Source organism: Pseudoalteromonas sp. QJM3NY_22 (genome assembly GCF_056173065.1).
In genome coordinates, this window is the sequence record NZ_CM149655.1 from 186,124 (window position 1) to 206,294 (window position 20,171).

A 20,171-nucleotide genomic window follows, 5' to 3' on the forward strand; every position below is an offset into this window, starting at 1 on the left:
GTTTAATGTACATGATAGATAAAAAGCAAATTAATTTATCGACACAAACACCTGTAACGTTATAGTATATCTATTATGCCAAGATTTACATTACATTCACTTCGAAATCAAACAACACTAATAAAATATGCATTAGTGCTTGTTGTGCTATTCAGTGTTTTTTCTGCTTGGCACGATACTTCTCACGTATTAAAGACAGATCAAGAATGTGAACTCTGTTTAAGCTCTATTGATTTAGAGCATTCAATACCTGCTAAAGTGACTCTGTTTGAGTCAGACTTTCATTCTTTTTCTTCAATAAAATTAAATAGCCAGCACTTTCACAGCGTGTTTGTTGCTATTACAGGTAATAGAGATCCACCGTTCGTTATTTTTAATTAATCAGTTAAACGTATTTTAAACGCTCGTTATTTAACAATAGTGAGTGAGTTTTATTGTGTATTTTTAGAGATAACAACATGAAAAATAACTATTCACCTTTAGTGCTAGCCTTATTAACGGCAATGAGCAGCACCGCGTATGCAGCCGACAAAAACCTTCAAAAAGATGAAACCGATATAGAAAGAGTCTTAATTACAGCGTCGCCAATAAAGCGTACGGTGCTTGAGTCAAGCACCCCTGTAACAATTTTAAGTGGCGAAGAGTTAGATCAAAATCAAGCTGCAACGTTAGGCGATACTTTGAAAAATGTACCCGGCGTACATAGCTCTTATTTTGGACCGGTTGCGAGTAGCCCAATAATCCGTGGCTTAGACGGGCCACGAGTCAAAGTTGTCCAAAACGGTTTAGGTGCTTCTGATGCTTCGCGTGTAGGGCCTGATCATCAAGTTTCAACCGAGACCTCTACCGCCACTCAAATTGAGGTATTAAGAGGCCCAGCTACACTTCTCTACGGAAGCGGCGCTATTGGTGGAGTGGTAAATGTGGTTGATAACCGCTTACCCTCACAAAGGCAAGAAGGCGTAAGTGGTGAAGTATTTGCACAGTACGATAATGTTGCAGATGCTAAAACTGTTTCAACAGATTTAAATGCAGGCTCAGGTGACTTTGCTTTCCATGTTGATGGATATACTCGTAAAACCGACGATTATAAAATTCCGGTACCCGCAAATATAGATGAAGAGGGCGGTAGTACAACTCTTGCAAACTCAGACATTGATGCCAGTGGCTATAACTTTGGTGCGGGTTGGATAACAGATGATACGCGAGTTGCTTTTTCGTATGGTCATATGGACTCTGAATACGGTTTACCGGGCGAAGAAGGCGTATTTATAAAGCTAAACCAAGATCGCTACCAAGGCGTAGTTGACTGGAATAATTTGGATGGCTTTATAAAAGCCGTGCATTGGCAAAATGCCTATACAGATTATGAGCATTCTGAAATTGAAGGTGTTGAAATTGGCACTACGTTTAAAAACGAAAGCATAGAATCGAGATTATGGGCTGAGCATGCACCTGTATATGGCTGGAAGGGTGTTGCTGGCTTACATTATAATAAAAGTGATTTTGAAGCGATTGGTGAAGAAGCATTTACCCCGCCTACTAAGACAGACAGTATTGCTGCATTTTTAATGGAAGAAAAAGAAGTTGGTCCACTTTTATGGCAATTTGGTGCACGTGTTGAGCAATTAACGCATGATGTAAATAATGACTTTTTCACAGGATTAAGCGGTTCAAATAGTGTTTCGTTTGATAACAAAGATTACACTGCGGTATCAGGGTCAGCTGGGGTTGTTTGGAGTATTGATGATAGAAACTCTTTAGCTTTTAATTACGCGTATTCACAGCGTGCACCATCGGCTTCAGAGATATACGCATACGGCCCTCATATTGGGTCGGGCACTTATGAAATTGGCGGTGGTTTTGAGCTTGACGACGACAATGGGCAATATAATGTTGTTCAAACTGATGAAAGCGTAGAAAAAGAGATCTCAAACAATATAGATATTACTTATCGTTATAACGCGGATACATGGAATGTGAGTGTTAGCGTATTTAATAATGAAGTAGATAACTATATTTTTGAAGATTTTACCGATTTAGTTATCAGCGATGGGGCTTTTATTACATCAGCTGATTTTGAGGATCAAGTTGCTATATCAGGAGGGTCGGATGAAGAAAGTGACGGCTTGCCAGTCGTTTTGTTTTCACAGCAAAACGCGCGTTTATATGGCTACGAAGCACAAGTTGATTGGCATTTAAACGATGACTGGCGCTTAGAGGTATTTACTGATTATACCCGCGCTAAATTAGATTCAGGCGGTAATGTACCAAGAATGCCACCAATGAGATTTGGATCATCTGTTCACTACGAGTATGGAAATTGGCATACCGAAGTCGAAGTTATTCGTAACGCTAAGCAAGACAAAGTAGCCGAGAACGAAACGCAAACAGATGGCTATACAATGCTATCTGCCTCAGCTAATTATTACCTTGATTTAGGTGATGTCGATATGACAATTTATATTAAAGGCGATAACTTAACGGACCAAGAAGGTCGAGTGCATTCGTCATACTTAAAAGATGAAGCACCTCTACCTGGTCGTTCAGTTAGCCTAGGTATAAGAGCTCGTTTTTAATCGTTAAAACTAAATAGGTGTTAAACACGTTGTAAAAGCCCAAACGTGTTTAGCGCCGGCTTGCTTTAAGGCGTATGTAGCTGCATTAAGTGTTGCACCTGTCGTCATCACATCATCAATAATAGCGACGGTTTTTCCGCTCATATCCTCTGTACAAATAAAGGCATTTTTTAAGTTTTTAATACGCTTTGTTTTTGATAGTTTTGACTGAGCCTGTGTTTTTTTGTCGCGAATAAGTACGTTACTCAATGGTAAGTAATTAGTTAAACATGGATACCATACTTGGCTGACTTGATTAAATCCACGGTCCAAAAAACGATTTTTATGCAGTGGTAAAATAACAAAAGCATCAGGTAAGTTTTGGCTCTGAGCAAACAGTTGTACAAGCTGTTTTTTAATGACTTGCTGCAATGCCTTTTTATAATGAATTTGGTTATTAAATTTAAGTTGTTTAAGCCAGTGCTCAAATGGAGGTTGATAAAATGCGCATGCAAATAACATATCAAACTCACAATTGGGAAACATTTCAACAATATCGGGGCGATGAAGTAAATTGGTATGCTCGTTTAAATTAAACAATGGCAAGTCTTCTAAACAATGTTCACACAGTCCTAATGATGCGTTAATAATACACTGACACTGAACGCAGTAAGCAGGAAATAACCAGTCAAAAATGACTTTATTCATTGATTTGAACCGTACATTGCAATCATCTCTTTAATCGTTATTATGAGCTTAAGTTTGGTAAAGGTTAGGCAAATATGCAAAACGAATTAGTGTTATTACATGGTTGGGGAATGAATCAGGGGGTATGGCAGTTGGTTCAGCCAGAGCTTGAATTTTTATATTCAGGGAATGTACGCAGCCTTGACCTACCTGGGTTTGGTAATAGTATTGCTTGCCCAAGCCCTTATACACTTCATGATGCAGCCGCACTTTTGAGTGAACAACTACAACCACAATCAATTTTAATGGGCTGGTCATTAGGTGGCTTATTTGCACTGTATATTGCTAAGCATTGGCCTGAAAAAGTGTCAAAAGTAATATTGGTTGCATCAACGCCATTTTTTGCAGAGCAAATAGATTGGCCTGGTATTAATTCCAAAGTATTAGAACAATTTAAAGACCAACTAGTTAATCATAGAGAAAAAACGATAGAGCGATTTTTAGCAATTCAAGCGATGGGAAGTGAGTCGGCAAGGGATGATATAAAGCAACTTAAACTATTACTAAATCAGTACAGCGCACCAAATACTGAAGCGCTTATGGCAGGTTTGGATATTTTAAAAAACGAAGACCTGCGTGAGTTATTTACTCGTTGCCCGGTCTCTATTAAAGGTATATTCGGGCGTTTAGATGCACTTGTACCTTATAAAGCGATTGCGGAAATATCAGCACTAAATACTGAGTTTGAATATGAAGTGCTTGATAAAGCATCGCACGCCCCATTTATTTCTCATAAGAGAGAGTTTTTATCTGTCGTTAAATCAATGCTTTAAAATTGAGCTGAAAATAGCGCAGTTTAAAGCTTTATTTTATGCATAACCTGAGCGATAATTAAGCAATGTTAATTTGGTGGAGGTTTTAATATGCCAATCGGATCTGTATTTAATAACGGTGTTGAAGGATTTAATCGTGCTAGCCAAGGTATCGAAAAGGCCAGTGCTGAGATTAATCGTGCCAATATTGAACAGCAAGACGACGCGCAGTTAGCGCAGCAACGTCAGCTTACGGCAGCACGCCCTGAAGAAGCTATTACAGCACCAGTAGCACAACCAGCCCGTGTTGATGAAGCACTTGTTAATTTAAAAGTTGAAGAGTTTAACGCTAAGGCAAACACGCAGTCAATCCAAACCGCCGATGATGTACTTGGCACGTTAATCGATATTAAAGTTTAATATTATGAATATTGTCACGCCATTTCCATCTATTAATATAAACACAGCAAATGTTTATACGGAAACTGCACGACGTGACAACCAACTACGCGAAGTCATTCCTGCACCAGCATCAAGTAGCGCAAGTAATACCGAAACTAAAGCCCAAAGTGACGCTGAAAAAGCGAAGTTGCCAGGTGGAAGTGATAGCGTAACATATGATGCAACGGGAAAAACAACAGACGAAAAATCAGTTCAACAACGCGATGAAAACTCAGAAAACCCTGAAGGCTCTGAACAAGAAAACGAAGCAAGTGAGCAACAAGAATTAGAGCAAGAAGAGCTGCAATTAGAGCAAGAACAGCTACAAATTAAAGAGCTAAAGGCTCGAGATACCGAAGTCAGAATACACGAACAAGCGCATGCCTCTGTAGGTGGACAACATGCAGGTTCGCCAAGTTATGAATATCAACGCGGGCCCGATGGTACTAATTACGCAGTTGGCGGAGAAGTACAAATTGATGTATCAGAAATACCCAGCGACCCACAAGCGACGATTGATAAAATGCAAACGGTGCGCGCTGCTGCATTAGCACCTGCTGAGCCTTCGGGAGCTGACCGCTCTATTGCCGCTGACGCTACGCAAAAGTTAGCAGCAGCTCAAGCAGAGCTTGCTCAGCCTAAAAGCGAAGATGACGAAGATGCACAAAGTAAAGTTGAAGCTTCATTCTCTAGCGATGAAAGCGACGAGGCTAAAATAGATGAGCCAACACGTGATGCCGATGTTGAAGCACGTGCAGGGCGTATTGCTAATTTTTATCAAATGGCAACATCTCCGGCGAGCCAAAGTGCTTTTTCAGCGCTAAGTTAATAATTGAGCAAAACGTAACCACAAAAAAACCGCTTACGCGGTTTTTTTCGTTTTAGCTTAGCTGTACAACTATTATTTTTTCACTTTAGCATTAGCGAACGCATCGGCAAATGCATTACCCATTAACGCATTACCGTTGTCACGTTTAGGCTTTGCAGCACGAGGTTGCGAATTATTAGCACGTGCTTGTGGCTTTTGCGTAGCTGGAGCTGCTGACTTATTACTTGTGTCAATGTCGTCATCTAAGCGCATAGTAAAGCTTATACGTTTACGCGCTGCATCGACTTCTACGACTTTCACTTTTACAATATCACCAGCTTTAACAACTTCACGCGGATCTGATATAAATTTATTCGTGATTGCTGAAATATGCACTAAACCATCTTGGTGAACACCTACATCAACAAACGCACCAAAATTAGCAACGTTTGAAACCACGCCTTCTAAAATCATACCTGGTTTTAAATCACTAATTTTTTCAACACCGGCTTTAAATTCAGCCGTTTTAAATTCAGGGCGAGGATCTCGACCTGGTTTATCAAGCTCAGTAATAATGTCGGTAACGGTTGGTAAGCCAAATTTTTCGTCAGTGTAATCGTTAGCAGCAAGTTTAGTTAAAAAGTCGCTGTTACCAATTAGGTTACTGACATCGACGCTATTGCATTCACAAATACGTTTAACAACAGGATAAGCTTCAGGGTGAACTGATGAGTTATCTAGCGGATCGCTACCATTGTTAATACGTAAAAAACCAGCCGCTTGTTCAAATGCTTTTGGCCCTAAACGCTCAACCTTTTTAAGCTCACTACGTTTAGTAAATGTGCCGTTAGCATCGCGATAATTAACGATATTTTGCGCTAATGTTTTGTTCAAACCAGATACGCGTGTAAGTAGCGGTACCGATGCCATGTTTAAATCTACGCCTACTGAGTTTACACAGTCTTCAACTACTGAAATAAGGCTTTGGCCTAATTGGCTTTGCGATACATCGTGTTGGTATTGGCCAACACCAATTGATTTTGGCTCAATTTTAACAAGTTCAGCAAGAGGATCTTGTAGGCGGCGCGCAATAGAAACAGCGCCGCGTATAGAAACATCTAAATCTGGAAATTCATTAGCTGCAAATTCAGAAGCTGAGTAAACCGATGCACCCGCTTCGCTAACCATAATTTTACTAAGTTTAAGTTCGTTGTTTGCTTTGATAAGTTCAGCAACTAACTTATCTGATTCGCGTGATGCAGTACCGTTACCAATCGCAATTAGCTCAACTTTATGCTGACGACAAAGTTGCTCTAACGTACGCACTGATTTATCCCAATGATTTTGTGGTGCATGAGGGAAAATAGTTTGTGTAGCTAGTAATTTACCTGTGCTATCAACAACGGCAATCTTACAGCCAGTACGAAGGCCTGGATCAAGACCTAAAGTAGTACGAGGGCCTGCAGGTGCTGCCATTAATAAATCTTTTAAGTTTTTAGCAAATACGTCGATTGCACCAGCTTCTGCTTTTTCGCGCATGGCTGCAAAAAATTCGTTTTCTAAATGCAGCCCTAATTTAATTTTCCACGCCCATTGCACAACGTTTAATAACCAAGGACTTGCCGCTTTATATTTAATATCTAAACGGTAATGCTCAGCAATCATGTTGGCACAAAGTTGCGCTGAATTTTCAGCACTAGGCTCAGGGTTAACATTTAACTGAAGTACACCTTCATTTCGAGCTCTCAGCATTGCAAGTGCGCGATGCGAAGGTACTTTTTTTAGAAGCTCTTGGTGTTCAAAGTAATCACGGTATTTAGTGCCAGCTTGTTCTTGGCCTTTAATAACGGTACTTTGAATTGCGCCATTTTGGCTAATGTGGCTTCTAAATTTAGCAAGTAGTTTTGCGTCTTCAGCAAAGCGCTCCATTAAAATAAACTTAGCACCTTCAAGCACTGCCTTTATATCAGCAAAGCCTTTTTCGATATTTATAAATTGTTCAGCTTGTTGTTCAGGATCAAGGTTAGCATTTTTAAACAGTGCATCAGCAAGTGGCTCTAATCCGGCCTCAATTGCTATTTGGCCTTTAGTACGGCGCTTCGCTTTATACGGGAGATATAAATCTTCAAGTTCAGTTTTGCTTTGCGCAGTATTAATATCTGCCTTTAACTCTGCTGTTAATTTATTTTGAGATTCGATGGTTGATAAAATAAAGCTGCGGCGTTCTTCTAGTTCACGTAAATATGATAAACGCTGTTCTAAAAGTCGTAATTGGGTGTCATCTAAGCCACCGGTTACTTCCTTTCTATAACGAGCAATAAAAGGCACAGTTGCACCTTCATCAAGTAACTTTGTTGCAGCAACAACTTGCTGTTGTTGTGCATTTAGCTCACCGGCTAAACGTGCAGAGATATCGCTCATGCAAAAACCTTTTTAAACAAAAATAAGACCAGTTAGTAAGTTAACTGATACGACTAATTGCTTGAATAATATCACACGAGGTTGTAATAAAAAGCTCTTAAAGCAAGCTATTTTCCTTGCTTTAAGATGGTTGGCTTGATTGGGTAATTATAGCGTTAAAAGAGCCCCTAGTGAGGGTGCTCTATGTTTTCTAATACTTCACTGAATGAATTAGCTATGGGGGTAATATGCAGAGGGATATGTAGCGCTTTAGTAATTTGACGTGCTGAGATTAAACCGCAAATTTCATTGTCAGTTGTAGTCACTAATAAAAACATCACCCCTTGATGCTCCATTGTTTGCAACGCATCACCAATACATGCGTAGCTTAAGCTTTGCATACTTACACTCATTAACTGACTTATTGGTGTCATTATGTGGCGTAAGCTAACTTCATTACGCGGTGTATTTAAACGCTGGGCAATAATCGTGATTTTTGAGCTTTGTAAATCAGCACTTGAAACTATTCCAATTAATTTTTGGTTGTCGTCCGTTACTAAGACAAAATCAGATTGTTGAGCGCTAATCTGTTTTAGTGCTGCTTCAATTGTTGTTTCATACTGGGCGCGGACAGGTGTTTTTTGAGTGAAATTATTTACCACTTTTAATGCCGGAGAGGCTAAATCAATTAATGGTTGGTCATCTGCAAATGTGCTTGCAATAACGCCGTGAGAAATGCTTTGAGTACGTAATTCTTTAAAGTTAGACATAGTAGTCACCTTAGTCGTTATAAAATTTAATTAAGTTGTAAAATAATGAATTAAATTAAATAGCTAGGTGGTCCGCGTTGGTACGCAGTGCTAAAAGGTCTGTTTAGATTGGTGCTCTTATAAAAAGAATCTACGACATTAGGAAGTGGTTGAGGCGACCTAAAGGTAATAGTATTAACGTGAGAGTCTACGTCAAAATCGAGGTTTGCCTGGTCAGGAATATCACAAGCAATAAAGTGATTAGATAGTTTAGCGTTATCAAGGTTTACTTCAGTGTTATTGGCATGCAGCGTCAAACTTACACTCATTAAAAGTGCAAACAATACGGCATTATTTAATATGCGCTGTACTATGTTTGACATACCCACGACCTTAATTAACTTCTTTCAAATTAAACAAATCAACTTGAATAATTCATTTATAGCTTATTGACCTAATTTACACAATCAAAAGTTAACATGATCTGAATCAAAACTTTTTATTTCTTTTTTTGGTAATCAATACTGTTTACATACCATTGCTTTTTACCCTGAGGAGTAGGTACTTCAAAGTCGTCATCTACTTGCTTTTTAATCAATGCACGCGCCATAGGTGAGTCTATTGATATGTAATCTTTTCGGTCGTAAATTTCATCAGGTCCGACAATTCTGAATTTTTTAGCTTCACCTTCTTCGTTTTCAATTTCGACCCATGCACCAAAAAACACTTTTCCATCTTGAACGGGAGAGTAGTCGATGATTTTTAAATCAGGTATGCGTTTGCGTAAATAGCGTATACGACGGTCAATTTGGCGAAGCAAACGCTTGTTATATTGATAGTCAGCGTTCTCAGAGCGATCTCCGAGACTGGCCGCCCAGCTGACTATTTTTGTTACTTCTGGGCGTTTAACGTTCCATAGTTGGTCGTGTTCTTGTTGTAATTGTAAGTAACCTTCGCGGGTAACTAAATTTGTTTTCATGGTGAATTCTTTATTAACTCTAATGGTGTGCACGTTATTAAATTTGCCAAAACTTGTCGAGCGTAAAATGTAATAAAGTACGAGCAAGTAAGCTTTGAAATGTTCAGTAACAATCTAAGCAAGTAATTAGTTTTTGATTATTCAGTTTTTCATTTATATTAACTAATAATTGGATATAAAAATAAGAAAGAGATTATGGGACACGAGACCACAAAAGTATTAGTTGTTGATGACGATATGCGCTTACGCAGTTTGCTCGAACGTTACTTAGTAGAGCAAGGCTTTATTGTTAGAACCGCAGGAAATTCGGAGCAAATGGACAGACTCCTTGAACGTGAAAACTTTCACTTAATGGTTCTCGATTTAATGCTTCCAGGTGAAGATGGATTGTCAATTTGTCGCAGGTTACGCCAAAAAGAAAACGAAATCCCTATTGTTATGCTCACCGCTAAAGGCGATGAAGTAGATCGAATTATAGGTTTAGAGCTCGGTGCTGACGATTACATTCCAAAACCATTTAATCCACGTGAGCTACTTGCTCGCATAAAAGCAATTTTGCGCCGCCGCGCAAAAGAAGTGCCAGGTGCTCCAGCTGCTGAAGAAAACTTGATCGCTTTTGGTAAATTTACGCTTAATTTAGCAACGCGCGAAATGAGTGAAGGGGACAAAACAATATCGCTTACCAGTGGTGAGTTTGCCGTGCTTAAAGCGCTTGTTTCGCATCCACGAGAGCCACTTAGCCGCGATAAGCTAATGAACTTAGCGCGTGGGCGTGATTACAGTGCGCTTGAGCGAAGTATTGATGTGCAAGTGTCGCGACTTCGACGCATGATTGAAATTGATGCTGCCAATCCGCGTTATATTCAAACCGTATGGGGTTTGGGGTATGTATTTGTTCCTGATGGTGAAAAGTAATTTATATGGGATTTTTTCCGCGTAGTGCGTTTGGACAAACGGTTTTTTTGGTAGCCGCATTATTACTAATAAACCAAATAGTGTCTTACGTCACAGTAAGCTTATATGTTGTAAAGCCTACAATTGAGCAAGTAAATTTAATGCTCGCAAAGCAAATAAAAACCGTATTTATAGATTGGGAAGACGGCATTGAGATAAACGACGAGGTTTCAGAAAAGTTTTTTGAAATCACTGGAATTGAAGTAATGACTCAACGTGAGGCAATGCGTAATGGGTTAGGGCAAACTCGTGAGTATTCAGGATTATCGCGCAGTATGACGAAACAGTTAAATGGCTTCTCGCGTGTGCGCATTAGCCAAACTGGTCCACTCATATATTGGGTCGAAGCCCCCCAAGCTCCAGGTTACTGGGTTAAAGTACCGTTAACTGGTTTCCAAGAGAATAATTTAGAGTTTTTAACTTTTTATTTATCAAGCATCGGATTTTTAAGTGTGTTAGGTGGGTGGTTGTTTGCAAGGCACCTCAATAGGCCGCTTAAAGCGTTACAGCAAGCTGCAATAAAAGTTGGTAAAGGTGATTTTACTACTAAGTTAGCAGAGGAAGGTTCAACAGAAGTGATAGAAGTAACGCGCGCGTTTAATCAGATGTCGCGGGGTATTGCTGCACTAGAGAATGACCGCCGTTTATTAATGGCTGGTGTGTCACATGATTTACGCACGCCGCTTACACGCATTCGTTTAGCGACTGAAATGATGGCTGAAGCTGATGAGTACTTACGCGAAGGTATTATTTACGATATTGAAGACATGAACGGTATTATCGACCAGTTTATCGAGTACTTACGCCATCATAAGCGTGAAGAACTAACCTGTGAAAATATAAATGCACTGGTGGCTGAAGTTATTCATTCGGAGCTAAAGCATCAACGTGTAATTACGTTTAAAGAGAACCCAAGTATTGGCAATATACCGCTAAGCTCTGTGGCTATTAAGCGTGTAATAACAAACATGATTGGTAATGCGCTGCGTTATTCACAAGATGATATAGAAGTACTTAGTTATTTTAGTCCAAATAAAAAATATGTCGTTATTGCAGTAAACGATAATGGCCCCGGCATTCCTGAAAGTGAGTTAGAGTCCGTGTTCGAACCATTTAAGCAAGGTGATGCTGCTCGAGGGAGCGAAGGCAGTGGTTTAGGGCTGGCAATTATCAAGCGTATAGTAGATATGCACGATGGAAAAGTGATGCTTGAAAATCGTCCCGAAGGCGGGCTAAGTGCGCAAATATACTTGCCTATAAAAGTAACTAACCAAGCTGTTTAAAGCGAATAGCTGTGTAGTTACTAACTGTAAACTAAGTGTTTAATACCAAATAGACTTACAAGGTATAAGCCATATGATTACCTCCACATATTTCAAAATACATGTGCTATGTACGGTCAGGCATTAATCGTTTTTATTAGGGTATTGTATACAGCTTTTTCGTAGTGTTTTTTATAATGGAGCAAAATAGAGTGTTTGTATCGCTTCTTAGTATGCTTTTGAGCTGTTACATCATTAATACATTAATACCAATTCGTAATAATCTTTGAGCAATTTGAGAGCTTAAACTTGACGCTAACTGTGTTAAATATTTCTTATATAGAACAACTAAATAACGAATTTTTGCCTTATTATCGACACTGTTTTCTTACCTCAAAATAGCTTACTTAACCTGAATCTCGTTTAAGAAATTGAACTAAATGCCTGTTCCGAGATCCGATCTTTCGACCAAAAACGATTGGATAAGCAAGGAACAGGCATGATTAAATTAGTTGAATTATTTTGCGATGTCGATGATTTTTGCAAAGTATTTATACCCCAATGGGAAAAACAATTACTCGAAGATGGCACCCAAAAACGTCAGCGTTCAGGACGTATGACGACCAGTGAAATTATGACTATTGTTATTAGTTTTCATATGTCACATCACCGAGATTTCAAAAATTACTACCTTGGCTATGTATCACTTATGTACAAAAGTGAATTTCCCAACTTGCTCAGTTACACACGATTTTTAGCCGTTATGCCAAGGGTAATTGTGCCGATGTGTGCCTATTTTACTTCACTTAAAGGTAAACCCACAGGCGTTGAATTCATTGACTCCACATGTATTAAAGTGTGCCATAATATTCGTATTCCAAGACACAAAACCTTTGATGGAATAGCCCAGCGTGGCAAAGGAACAATGGGATGGTTTTATGGCTTCAAGCTACATTTAATCGTTAATCACCATGGTGAAATTGTTGCTGCGAAAGTGACAACAGGAAATGTACATGATACTCAACCAGTGCGTGAGTTAGCGAGCTGCCTGACGGATAAATTATATGGTGACAAAGGGTATTTAAGTAAAGCTTTAGAAGCCGATTTACTCGATAAAGGGGTAAAGCTCATTACGACGGTTCGCAAAAATATGAAGGCAAAAGCGATGTCATTATGGGATAGAGCAATGCTTTCAAAACGCTTTATAATCGAAACAATTAATGACCAGCTCAAGAACATATCCTTCATTGAACATTCAAGACATCGGAGTATGAACGGCTTTATGTTGAATTTAGTCGCTGGATTGGTGGCTTATTGCTTGAAAGAAAAGAAGCCACACCTTAATTTAACTGACGTAGAGCTTAACGCATTAGTTATCGCTTAAGCAGAACTCAGGTTACTTAATTAAGCAGATTGGTATTACGAAGATTAAGTAGTGACCTTACTTTTTATAGCTACTTGATTTGTAATTATTCGAGTAGTTAGAAAAATTATTAGCATTGGATAGCTAATATATATTTTTACTCCCCATAAATGCCAAACATGCTCAGCCCTTTGGGTTTGCCCTAGAGACGGTTTACTCTTACTTAGCCCACTAGGTTGCAAACTTCCTGCGATAACTAAATCACCCCTAGCTAAAGTAGCTTTAGTCATGAAAGATCAACACTCTAGCGTAAAAATAATCATGGTTATGCTTTATATTGATGTCTGCGTTGCCAAAAAGGCATTTTAGACCAGCGCTGTTCTTGGTTATAAAAGAAATGTTGATGGTGTAAATAATGACGCCATATTTGCTCTATTTGCTGTTGGTAAATTTTATTAAAGTGCTGTTGTATATCATTGTCGATAATTTTTAGTATATTTGATTTTTTAAGCAGTAATGCGAGTTGCATCGCATTTGCCATTGCGTTAAAAATTCCTTGTGATGACAAGGGATCAAAGCTTATAGCTGCATCACCTAATGCGGCCCATTGTTGACCTGAAAAGTTGTTCAAACGTGTTGAGTTAGCACTTACAATGCCCTGTAAATTTAGCGTTTTTTGATTGTCATTTAGTAATTTTGCGAGTGATGAGTGTTGTTGAGCATACTTAATAAAGTATGCTGGATCGCGATGCAGCCCCTTAGGCATTAGGTCTGAATCAGTTTGGAAGGCTAAAACACGCCGCTGGTTTGGAAGTGGAGCACTGTACCACCAACCATTATTAGTTGAGTGAATATTGCCCAGTTTATTTTCGCTATTGTCATCTAAAGTTGCCCAGCATGATATGAGGCGATCACTTTGCTGGCGATCGGTATACTTTTTGGCAAAATGTGCTTGGCGACCAGTTGCATCAATAACGAATGGACATACTATGCTTACTTCCTGATCTTCATTTAAGTCTGAATTTATAAGTGTAATATGCCAAGAGTTTTCTTTGTATTGACTGTTAATTAATTTAGCGGGCCAAATGCATTCCACGCCTCGCTGTTGGGCTTTTTCACGTAAAAACAACTCAAACCTTTTTCGGTCTAGTCGCCAGCCGAAACCATCAGGGTTATTGAGGTTATCTGCAATGTGCAGGGCTTCTTGACCCCAACTTATTTGCATTCCGGCATTAGGCAAATGATGAGGAAGTGCAATATCCGTTTCTAATCGGCTTTCAAATTCAGTTAGTAAGTTGAGTTGTTTTAAAATTCGTCTTGCTGCGGGTGCTAAGCACTCTCCAATACGTTCTTCAGGAGATGCTGATTTATCGATAAGCGTCACCTTATAAGAATCGCACAAAGCAAGCGCGGCAATACATCCAGCCACGCCAGCACCAATGATCACAACACTGTTTTTTGCGTCCTCATTTTTAATCATTGGCATAGCGATTTCAACGTCCTTTGATGCGATGAAAACGGTTGGCTTTTTCGGTCACGCCTAAATCTACTTTGCTTCGATTATGAGTCAAATCTACAGAGAGAGTAACGTTACTATGTTGTATTGCTTTACTGGCTAAGTTAACTAAACCTTCGCCTGCTTTATTATGAGGTAGCATGCCTACCTGCATAGTGTTGGGGAATTGTTCGTCGTTAATAGCACCAGTATGTGTTTGTACAATAGCAAGTTCTGCAAAGTGCTCAACCATACTATTTATTTGGTTGGTATAGGTTGCAGGGTTACCATGTAGGGGCAAGTCATCAAGCCAATCTGTTCTATATGCAAACGCTTGCTGGCGGGTACTATCAGATAATGATGTATCAAGAACCTGTTGATAGCGTCGTTGATTCATTATTTGATTGGGAACACGAGCTGGCCAAAATGTGGGTAAAAATGGGTCATACTCAGAGCTATAGCCATCGCGACAACTGGCCGTGTCAGTTTGCCATGGAATAGCCATCCAACGTGTGATCCCTCCTGCTACTTGGCCACCAAACAAAGGGCCTTTTGCTAAAGTATAAATATCATGATTCATAATAGGCCCATAATAACAATGATCACTTTGTGTATCAGGTAATGCATGTTTTAGTCGAAATGGAGACATATACATTCCGGCCGTTCGCATTGGCCAAGTCATCTCACAGCCTGGATGAAATGCATCAGCAAGGCAAAACTCCATTGCACCACGCGTTAGCTGTTCAGGCTGTTCGGCAACAGGGTAGTCATCAATAGTTGGTGGCTGAGTTGGCACAGGGCAGCGTGATTGTGGTTTGTAATCATTAATGAAATCACCTTTTACCCACTGGTCTAAAAACGACAATTGTAAATTAGACAAAGTCGCATGCTGGCGTACTGAGCCTGTTGGAGGGATGCTAATTGCGTCACCATATAACCAAGGCCATAGTTGAGGTGCTTGTGCACCTGATACATCAGTTCGACGAAAGTTATTAGATAAAGTCCGGCGGAGCTCTTGATATGCAGGTGATGGGTCACTAAGTTTTGCCAACCATTCTGGGGTTGTATAATCAAATTGACCACCCCAGCCGAATGCACCAGCAAAGCCGCTATTAACCCACTGTAAATTGGTCATCCTAGAAAATAGAGGTTGAATATCCTCTGTGAAAGATGGGCGTTGTGGCCGTGCTAGCATGCTACTATTAACAGCAACATCGCGCATTAAATCCCACATAGTACGAACTGATTTTTGCATAGGCGCATAATCAGGCGGCGCACAAATGACCCAAGCTGGTTCAACTCTTAATGCAACACCATTATAAACAACCTCGGCAGTAATTGGGCCATCGGATATATCGTCATACCAACCTTCGTTGTTGGCGAAAGTTACCGCAATATCGCCTTTTAAATTACGGGCAACACCATGTCCTCCTAACATTATTAATCGACCGTGGTTATCGCTACGCATCTCGCCTAAGTAGACATCTTCGTCCATAAACTTGCCAATAAAGTTATGTTCGTTTTTGCTATTTACGTTTTTACCACTTAGCTTGCGCTGACCACCATTAATATGAAGTTTATCTCGGTCTGCTACATTATTATTACGCAGTAGCGAAGGTGGAGCGTCTGCGGCTTCAGGAATATCTAAAGCAATTTGAAACTCGTACCAAGATGATTTTTGATTGGCGAGTTGGGCGTGCCATGTGATATCTGCATTATCTAGTGTAAGCTCTTTTATAGCCTTACCTGCAGCGTTAAAACCATAAATTCTAAACTCTGCAGCTTGGCGTTTGAGTGCACCACTTTTATCGCGATACGCATATTCGTCACTATTGGGAACTGGTTGAGGTTGCTGCGGACCAATAAAATAATCGTCCTTGCTGTTGCCAACGCGCATTAAGCCAATAGGAGGGTAAATTCCGGCATAAACAATACATTCAGAATCCGCTTCTTGTGCTTGTTCTGGATTGAAGTTAGTTAATTTAGTAGGCTCTTGTAGCTGTTGTCCGTTAGCTGTGTGACGTGCTTTTGCGCTGGCTGCATAGGCTGACTTTCGTGCAAGTGCGATACTGCCAAGTGGTTCATGGGCGGCTAAAGTACGCCAAATATTAAATGCCAAGTTACTACCAAGTTCGGCTTGGCCAATTGCTGTAATATTTTGTTGTGCTAGATGTAGACGAGCAATACACACATAAGGACTTTGTTGAGTGCTCCATACTGCTTGAGCGTCATCGAGTGGCATTGTTTCTGGACTTGTACGTAGTTGTACCTCAAATCGAAATTTAGCACTCCCTTCTCGTAATCGTCGCTGTAAATCTAAAGCAAGGTAATTGTTATCAACGCATGGCGCGCCGACTTCACTCTCTTCAGGAACTAAGCGATATTTAACAATTTGTTGATCACCTAGCTTGAATGGCAAAATAGCCCAATATTTGGCACTTAAGCAGCTCGATTCAACTTTTTGCATGTCGTTTAGGATGTTAGCAACGTCACTATTTTTAGGGTCATTTAGGTAAGCATCATAATCTTTATCAATCACACCAGCTGTTGTAAATTGGCACATCTGTTGCGCATTTTTAGTGAAAAAACGATCCATATTTTGAAAAATAAAATCAGCGGTATTGCTTTCACCAATTAATTTATCTCCATTGACCGCAAACAACTTCATTGCTAAACCAAGTGTGCTGTGTAAATCGGGGGAGGAAGGAGTGGTATCACTCGAAAAACGTATGGCGCATTCATATTCACTTTTAGAAAAAATACCAATTTTGAATTGCGGGTCTATGTCTGGATTAATTTTAAACTTACCGTATGCGATGCCATGTTGCTTTCTAAAAACGGCACGTTGCGCAGGTTGTTGACCTTTATCAATACGTGGAACTTGGCCGAGGCCAACAAACATCTCAGTTAAACGTCTACAGGCTTGTTCAACACTTTCATTATCTGACCAACAAGGTATGTTGTTAGCTGATGGTTTTGTTGGGTTTTCTTTTTTAGCCATTGTAAGTGTTCCTTTTAAAGCTATTGAGATATAAATTGGTTTTGAGCAAATATTGTATTTTTATTAATTTCAGCTGCGTGATTTTTACGAAAAAAGGATAAAACTACCGTTGTTATTTGTTTTCAATATTGCATTCGGAATGTTGTGAGATTGGCAATCGAGATTGCAAGAAATAGGTATTAAATGCCTAAGCTGTATGAGTAACCACTTTTTATGTTTTTCTTCGTTTTAGGTGCAACTTAGAATTATTGTTATTCACATACTAATTTTTTTATGTGGAATTATTGATAAAGGTAGATGATGCAGCTAAAGAAATCTATTACAGAGTATTACAGCAAATAGCATATCTAAAAAAGAATAGGTGAGGCTGACAAAGGGTTATTTAAAAAGTGTGTGTTTGGTTTGTAGGCAAGGCTGTGCCTAATGTATATGGTTATCCCTCATAAATACCAAGTAAGTGCACGCTGCCATTTAAGTTACAAGCTTCGCACCGCGATTAAATAGCACCTGGGTTGAATTTCAATCTTGAAAAGCCAATAGCCCAGGTTACTCGGTATATTTTTTGTGTTATTTAAAGTGCTTTAAAGCGAATTGCTGTACCACCACTTGTTGCTAGTTTTAAAGTAAGCTTATCGTTTGCAGTTACAATACGTTTCTCGATAGTTAAATCGTATGGGTTATTTTTCCACTCGGCATTTTCACCGTCTTTATAAATTTGTGCTTCAAATTTTTTGCCTTGCTCTAAAAAATCGAGTTTTACTTTAATCGTACGGGCTTTTTCATCGGTAACGGCACCCAAGTACCAATCGTTTCCTGAGTATTTACCACTTTTACGCTCTTTGCGGGCAAATACAATAAAGTCGCCCACTTCGCCATCTAGGGCAATACTTTGCTGCCAATCGGTGGGAACATCTTGGATAAATTGAAATGCGTCGGGCTTCGCTAAGTAATTTTTAGGTAAGTCGGCCGCCATTTGAATTGGGCTATACAAAACAACATAAAGCGCCAGCTGTTTGGCAAGTGTAGTTTGTGGGCGATTTGTGTCATCACCTAAGCCATTAAAGCTCATATCAAAAATACCAGGTGTAAAGTCCATTGGGCCTGCAAGCATGCGGGTAAAGGCAAGCATTGGTATGTGTTCAGGTGGGTTAGGCGGGGAGCCCCATGCGTTAAACTCTTGTCCACGTGCGCCTTCACGCGCAATCCAATTGGGGTAGGTACGGCGCAGGCCCGTATCTTTAATCGGCTCGTGGGTATTTATACTAATTTTATGCTTTGCGGCAAGTTTTATGTTGTAAAGATACTCGTTAACCATAAACTGGCCATCGTGCCATTCATGACGAGCTATGCCGTTTTCATCTATGCGTTTAATATTCCCGCCATCAGCTACGTAACCTGTTTTTACCTGGCTTACGTTTGATTTTTCGTAAAGAGCAAAGGCGTCTTCCATTTGATCACGATAGTTGCTCACATTACCTGACGTTTCGTGATGACCAATGAGCTGAACGCCTTTCTCTTTGGCATATTGTGCAAGTGTTGCAATATCAAAATCGTCATAAGGTTTTGTAAAATTAAATACATCGCCATTAAAATACCAATCACCATCCCAGCCAATATTCCAGCCTTCAACTAATACGCCATCAAAACCGTATTGTGCTGCAAAATCCATATAGTATTTAGTTGTTTTTGTGGTTGCTCCGTGTTTTTCGCCGCTCCCCCACGTTTGTGTTTCTATGTGCATTCCCCACCAAATACCGACGTATTTACCAGGTTTAATCCACGATACATCGTCGAGCTTATTTGGCTCGTTTAAATTTAAAATAATATCCGAATTAACTAAATCAACAGCATGTTCGCCCATTTGGATTGTACGCCACGGGGTATTGAATGCGCCTTGTTTTTTAACTGCAATACCGTCTGACCAAGGTGTTAAATCTGCCTGAAATGTACCAGGGCGACGCTGATTAAGCACCATGGCGGCGTAATCAACAAGTGCCGCTTCGTGAATACTTAAATGTATGCCATCTTTATTTTTAAAGGTAAATGGAGTGTGCACTAAAGCTGCGTCATTAAGCGGGGTGGTGTTATAAACATACTCATAACGATTCCAACCGCGAGCAGGTATCCACCATGCTGTTGCATTGTTACTGTCGGCTATTGCAAACTCGGTAAGCTCTTTGGTTATTTCTGTTTTTTCGAAACCTATTTGTTCAGGCACTTCGTACCTAAAGCCAATACCATTATTAAAGGCTCTAAATTTTACGGTGAAAGTATCACCTTGAGGCTGTGATTTATTAAATGTTACGGCAACTTCATTATGCTTATCAGTCACTGTTTGGCGCTCACCCCAAGGCAGCTGCCATTGAGTATTAACGGTTTGTTTTTGGGTTTTTGCTATTTTAAAACCTTCGCTAAAAGGTGCTTGTTGTTTAAATTCAAACCCTAGAGCGGAGCTAGTTATTACTGGTCTGTTTTTAAAATCAATAGAATATGTTGGAGTATTTAGTTCGTCTGATATAGTTATTTTTATATTGCCATTAGGAGATTGCAACGTCTCTGTTTGAGCAAAACAACTGCTCGAAAAAGCTAAAAATAAAAGTGTTGATGTTCTCATTATGAGATCCTTGGTATGCCAGTATGAATTAACCAGCATAAAGGCAGT

The 20,171-nt window shown here is 39.7% G+C and carries 16 protein-coding genes; 8 read left to right on the top strand and 8 right to left on the bottom strand.

Translation table 11 applies throughout. The annotated features are described in order from the left end of the window. Nucleotides 1–75: 75 nt before the first annotated feature. Nucleotides 76–381 (top strand): hypothetical protein, encoded by a 306-nt coding sequence (locus AC0VZ4_RS00945; protein WP_008138725.1) that lies wholly within the window; start codon nucleotides 76–78, stop codon nucleotides 379–381. Between the two features lie 77 nt (nucleotides 382–458). Beyond that, the gene (locus AC0VZ4_RS00950) at nucleotides 459–2,579 is read left to right on the top strand and encodes a TonB-dependent receptor (RefSeq protein ID WP_475440655.1); all 2,121 of its coding nucleotides are present in this window, start codon (nucleotides 459–461) and stop codon (nucleotides 2,577–2,579) included. A gap of 9 nt (nucleotides 2,580–2,588) precedes the next feature. Here AC0VZ4_RS00950 and AC0VZ4_RS00955 read toward each other — a convergent pair whose 3' ends face one another. Beyond that, nucleotides 2,589–3,266, bottom strand: coding sequence for a ComF family protein (locus AC0VZ4_RS00955; RefSeq protein WP_475440656.1), 678 nt, complete (start codon nucleotides 3,264–3,266; stop codon nucleotides 2,589–2,591). 74 nt (nucleotides 3,267–3,340) lie between these two features. Here AC0VZ4_RS00955 and bioH point away from each other — a divergent pair, with 74 nt between their 5' ends. The 3 genes from bioH to AC0VZ4_RS00970 all read left to right on the top strand — a co-directional run bounded on the left by bioH (nucleotide 3,341) and on the right by AC0VZ4_RS00970 (nucleotide 5,327). After that, nucleotides 3,341–4,078, top strand: coding sequence for a pimeloyl-ACP methyl ester esterase BioH (gene bioH, locus AC0VZ4_RS00960; protein WP_475440657.1), 738 nt, complete (start codon nucleotides 3,341–3,343; stop codon nucleotides 4,076–4,078). 90 nt (nucleotides 4,079–4,168) lie between these two features. Next, nucleotides 4,169–4,477 carry a hypothetical protein gene (locus AC0VZ4_RS00965; RefSeq protein WP_007376419.1) on the top strand — a complete coding sequence of 103 codons (309 nt, stop codon included), beginning with the start codon at nucleotides 4,169–4,171 and terminating at the stop codon, nucleotides 4,475–4,477. 4 nt (nucleotides 4,478–4,481) lie between these two features. Continuing rightward, on the top strand, nucleotides 4,482–5,327 hold the full coding sequence (locus AC0VZ4_RS00970; protein WP_475440658.1) for a putative metalloprotease CJM1_0395 family protein: 846 nt from the start codon (nucleotides 4,482–4,484) through the stop codon (nucleotides 5,325–5,327). A 72-nt stretch (nucleotides 5,328–5,399) separates the two neighbouring features. Here the strand turns inward: AC0VZ4_RS00970 and AC0VZ4_RS00975 are convergent, their stop codons facing one another. The 4 genes from AC0VZ4_RS00975 to greB all read right to left on the bottom strand — a co-directional run bounded on the left by AC0VZ4_RS00975 (nucleotide 5,400) and on the right by greB (nucleotide 9,434). Next, on the bottom strand, nucleotides 5,400–7,727 hold the full coding sequence (locus AC0VZ4_RS00975; RefSeq protein WP_475440659.1) for a Tex family protein: 2,328 nt from the start codon (nucleotides 7,725–7,727) through the stop codon (nucleotides 5,400–5,402). Between the two features lie 167 nt (nucleotides 7,728–7,894). After that, nucleotides 7,895–8,476, bottom strand: a complete 582-nt coding sequence (locus tag AC0VZ4_RS00980; protein ID WP_007376422.1) for a CBS domain-containing protein — start codon at nucleotides 8,474–8,476, stop codon at nucleotides 7,895–7,897. 50 nt (nucleotides 8,477–8,526) lie between these two features. Next, the gene (locus AC0VZ4_RS00985) at nucleotides 8,527–8,838 is read right to left on the bottom strand and encodes a hypothetical protein (protein ID WP_007376423.1); all 312 of its coding nucleotides are present in this window, start codon (nucleotides 8,836–8,838) and stop codon (nucleotides 8,527–8,529) included. Nucleotides 8,839–8,954: 116 nt separating this feature from the next. Beyond that, the gene (gene greB, locus AC0VZ4_RS00990) at nucleotides 8,955–9,434 is read right to left on the bottom strand and encodes a transcription elongation factor GreB (protein WP_475440660.1); all 480 of its coding nucleotides are present in this window, start codon (nucleotides 9,432–9,434) and stop codon (nucleotides 8,955–8,957) included. Between the two features lie 195 nt (nucleotides 9,435–9,629). Between greB and ompR the strand changes: the two genes are divergently transcribed. The 3 genes from ompR to AC0VZ4_RS01005 all read left to right on the top strand — a co-directional run bounded on the left by ompR (nucleotide 9,630) and on the right by AC0VZ4_RS01005 (nucleotide 13,034). Beyond that, on the top strand, nucleotides 9,630–10,349 hold the full coding sequence (gene ompR, locus AC0VZ4_RS00995) for an osmolarity response regulator transcription factor OmpR (protein ID WP_007376425.1): 720 nt from the start codon (nucleotides 9,630–9,632) through the stop codon (nucleotides 10,347–10,349). A gap of 5 nt (nucleotides 10,350–10,354) precedes the next feature. After that, complete coding sequence (gene envZ / locus AC0VZ4_RS01000) at nucleotides 10,355–11,671, top strand: two-component system sensor histidine kinase EnvZ (RefSeq protein ID WP_007376426.1); 1,317 nt, start codon at nucleotides 10,355–10,357, stop codon at nucleotides 11,669–11,671. 478 nt (nucleotides 11,672–12,149) lie between these two features. Then, nucleotides 12,150–13,034, top strand: a complete 885-nt coding sequence (locus tag AC0VZ4_RS01005) for an IS982 family transposase (RefSeq protein ID WP_475441595.1) — start codon at nucleotides 12,150–12,152, stop codon at nucleotides 13,032–13,034. A gap of 304 nt (nucleotides 13,035–13,338) precedes the next feature. Here AC0VZ4_RS01005 and AC0VZ4_RS01010 read toward each other — a convergent pair whose 3' ends face one another. The 3 genes from AC0VZ4_RS01010 to AC0VZ4_RS01020 all read right to left on the bottom strand — a co-directional run bounded on the left by AC0VZ4_RS01010 (nucleotide 13,339) and on the right by AC0VZ4_RS01020 (nucleotide 20,123). Beyond that, on the bottom strand, nucleotides 13,339–14,493 hold the full coding sequence (locus AC0VZ4_RS01010) for a tryptophan 7-halogenase (RefSeq protein WP_475440661.1): 1,155 nt from the start codon (nucleotides 14,491–14,493) through the stop codon (nucleotides 13,339–13,341). A 13-nt stretch (nucleotides 14,494–14,506) separates the two neighbouring features. Further along, nucleotides 14,507–17,509: a LodA/GoxA family CTQ-dependent oxidase gene (locus AC0VZ4_RS01015; RefSeq protein WP_475440662.1), complete on the bottom strand. Its 3,003-nt coding sequence runs from the start codon at nucleotides 17,507–17,509 to the stop codon at nucleotides 14,507–14,509. Between the two features lie 571 nt (nucleotides 17,510–18,080). Then, complete coding sequence (locus AC0VZ4_RS01020; protein ID WP_475440663.1) at nucleotides 18,081–20,123, bottom strand: glycoside hydrolase family 97 protein; 2,043 nt, start codon at nucleotides 20,121–20,123, stop codon at nucleotides 18,081–18,083. Nucleotides 20,124–20,171: the final 48 nt, after the last annotated feature.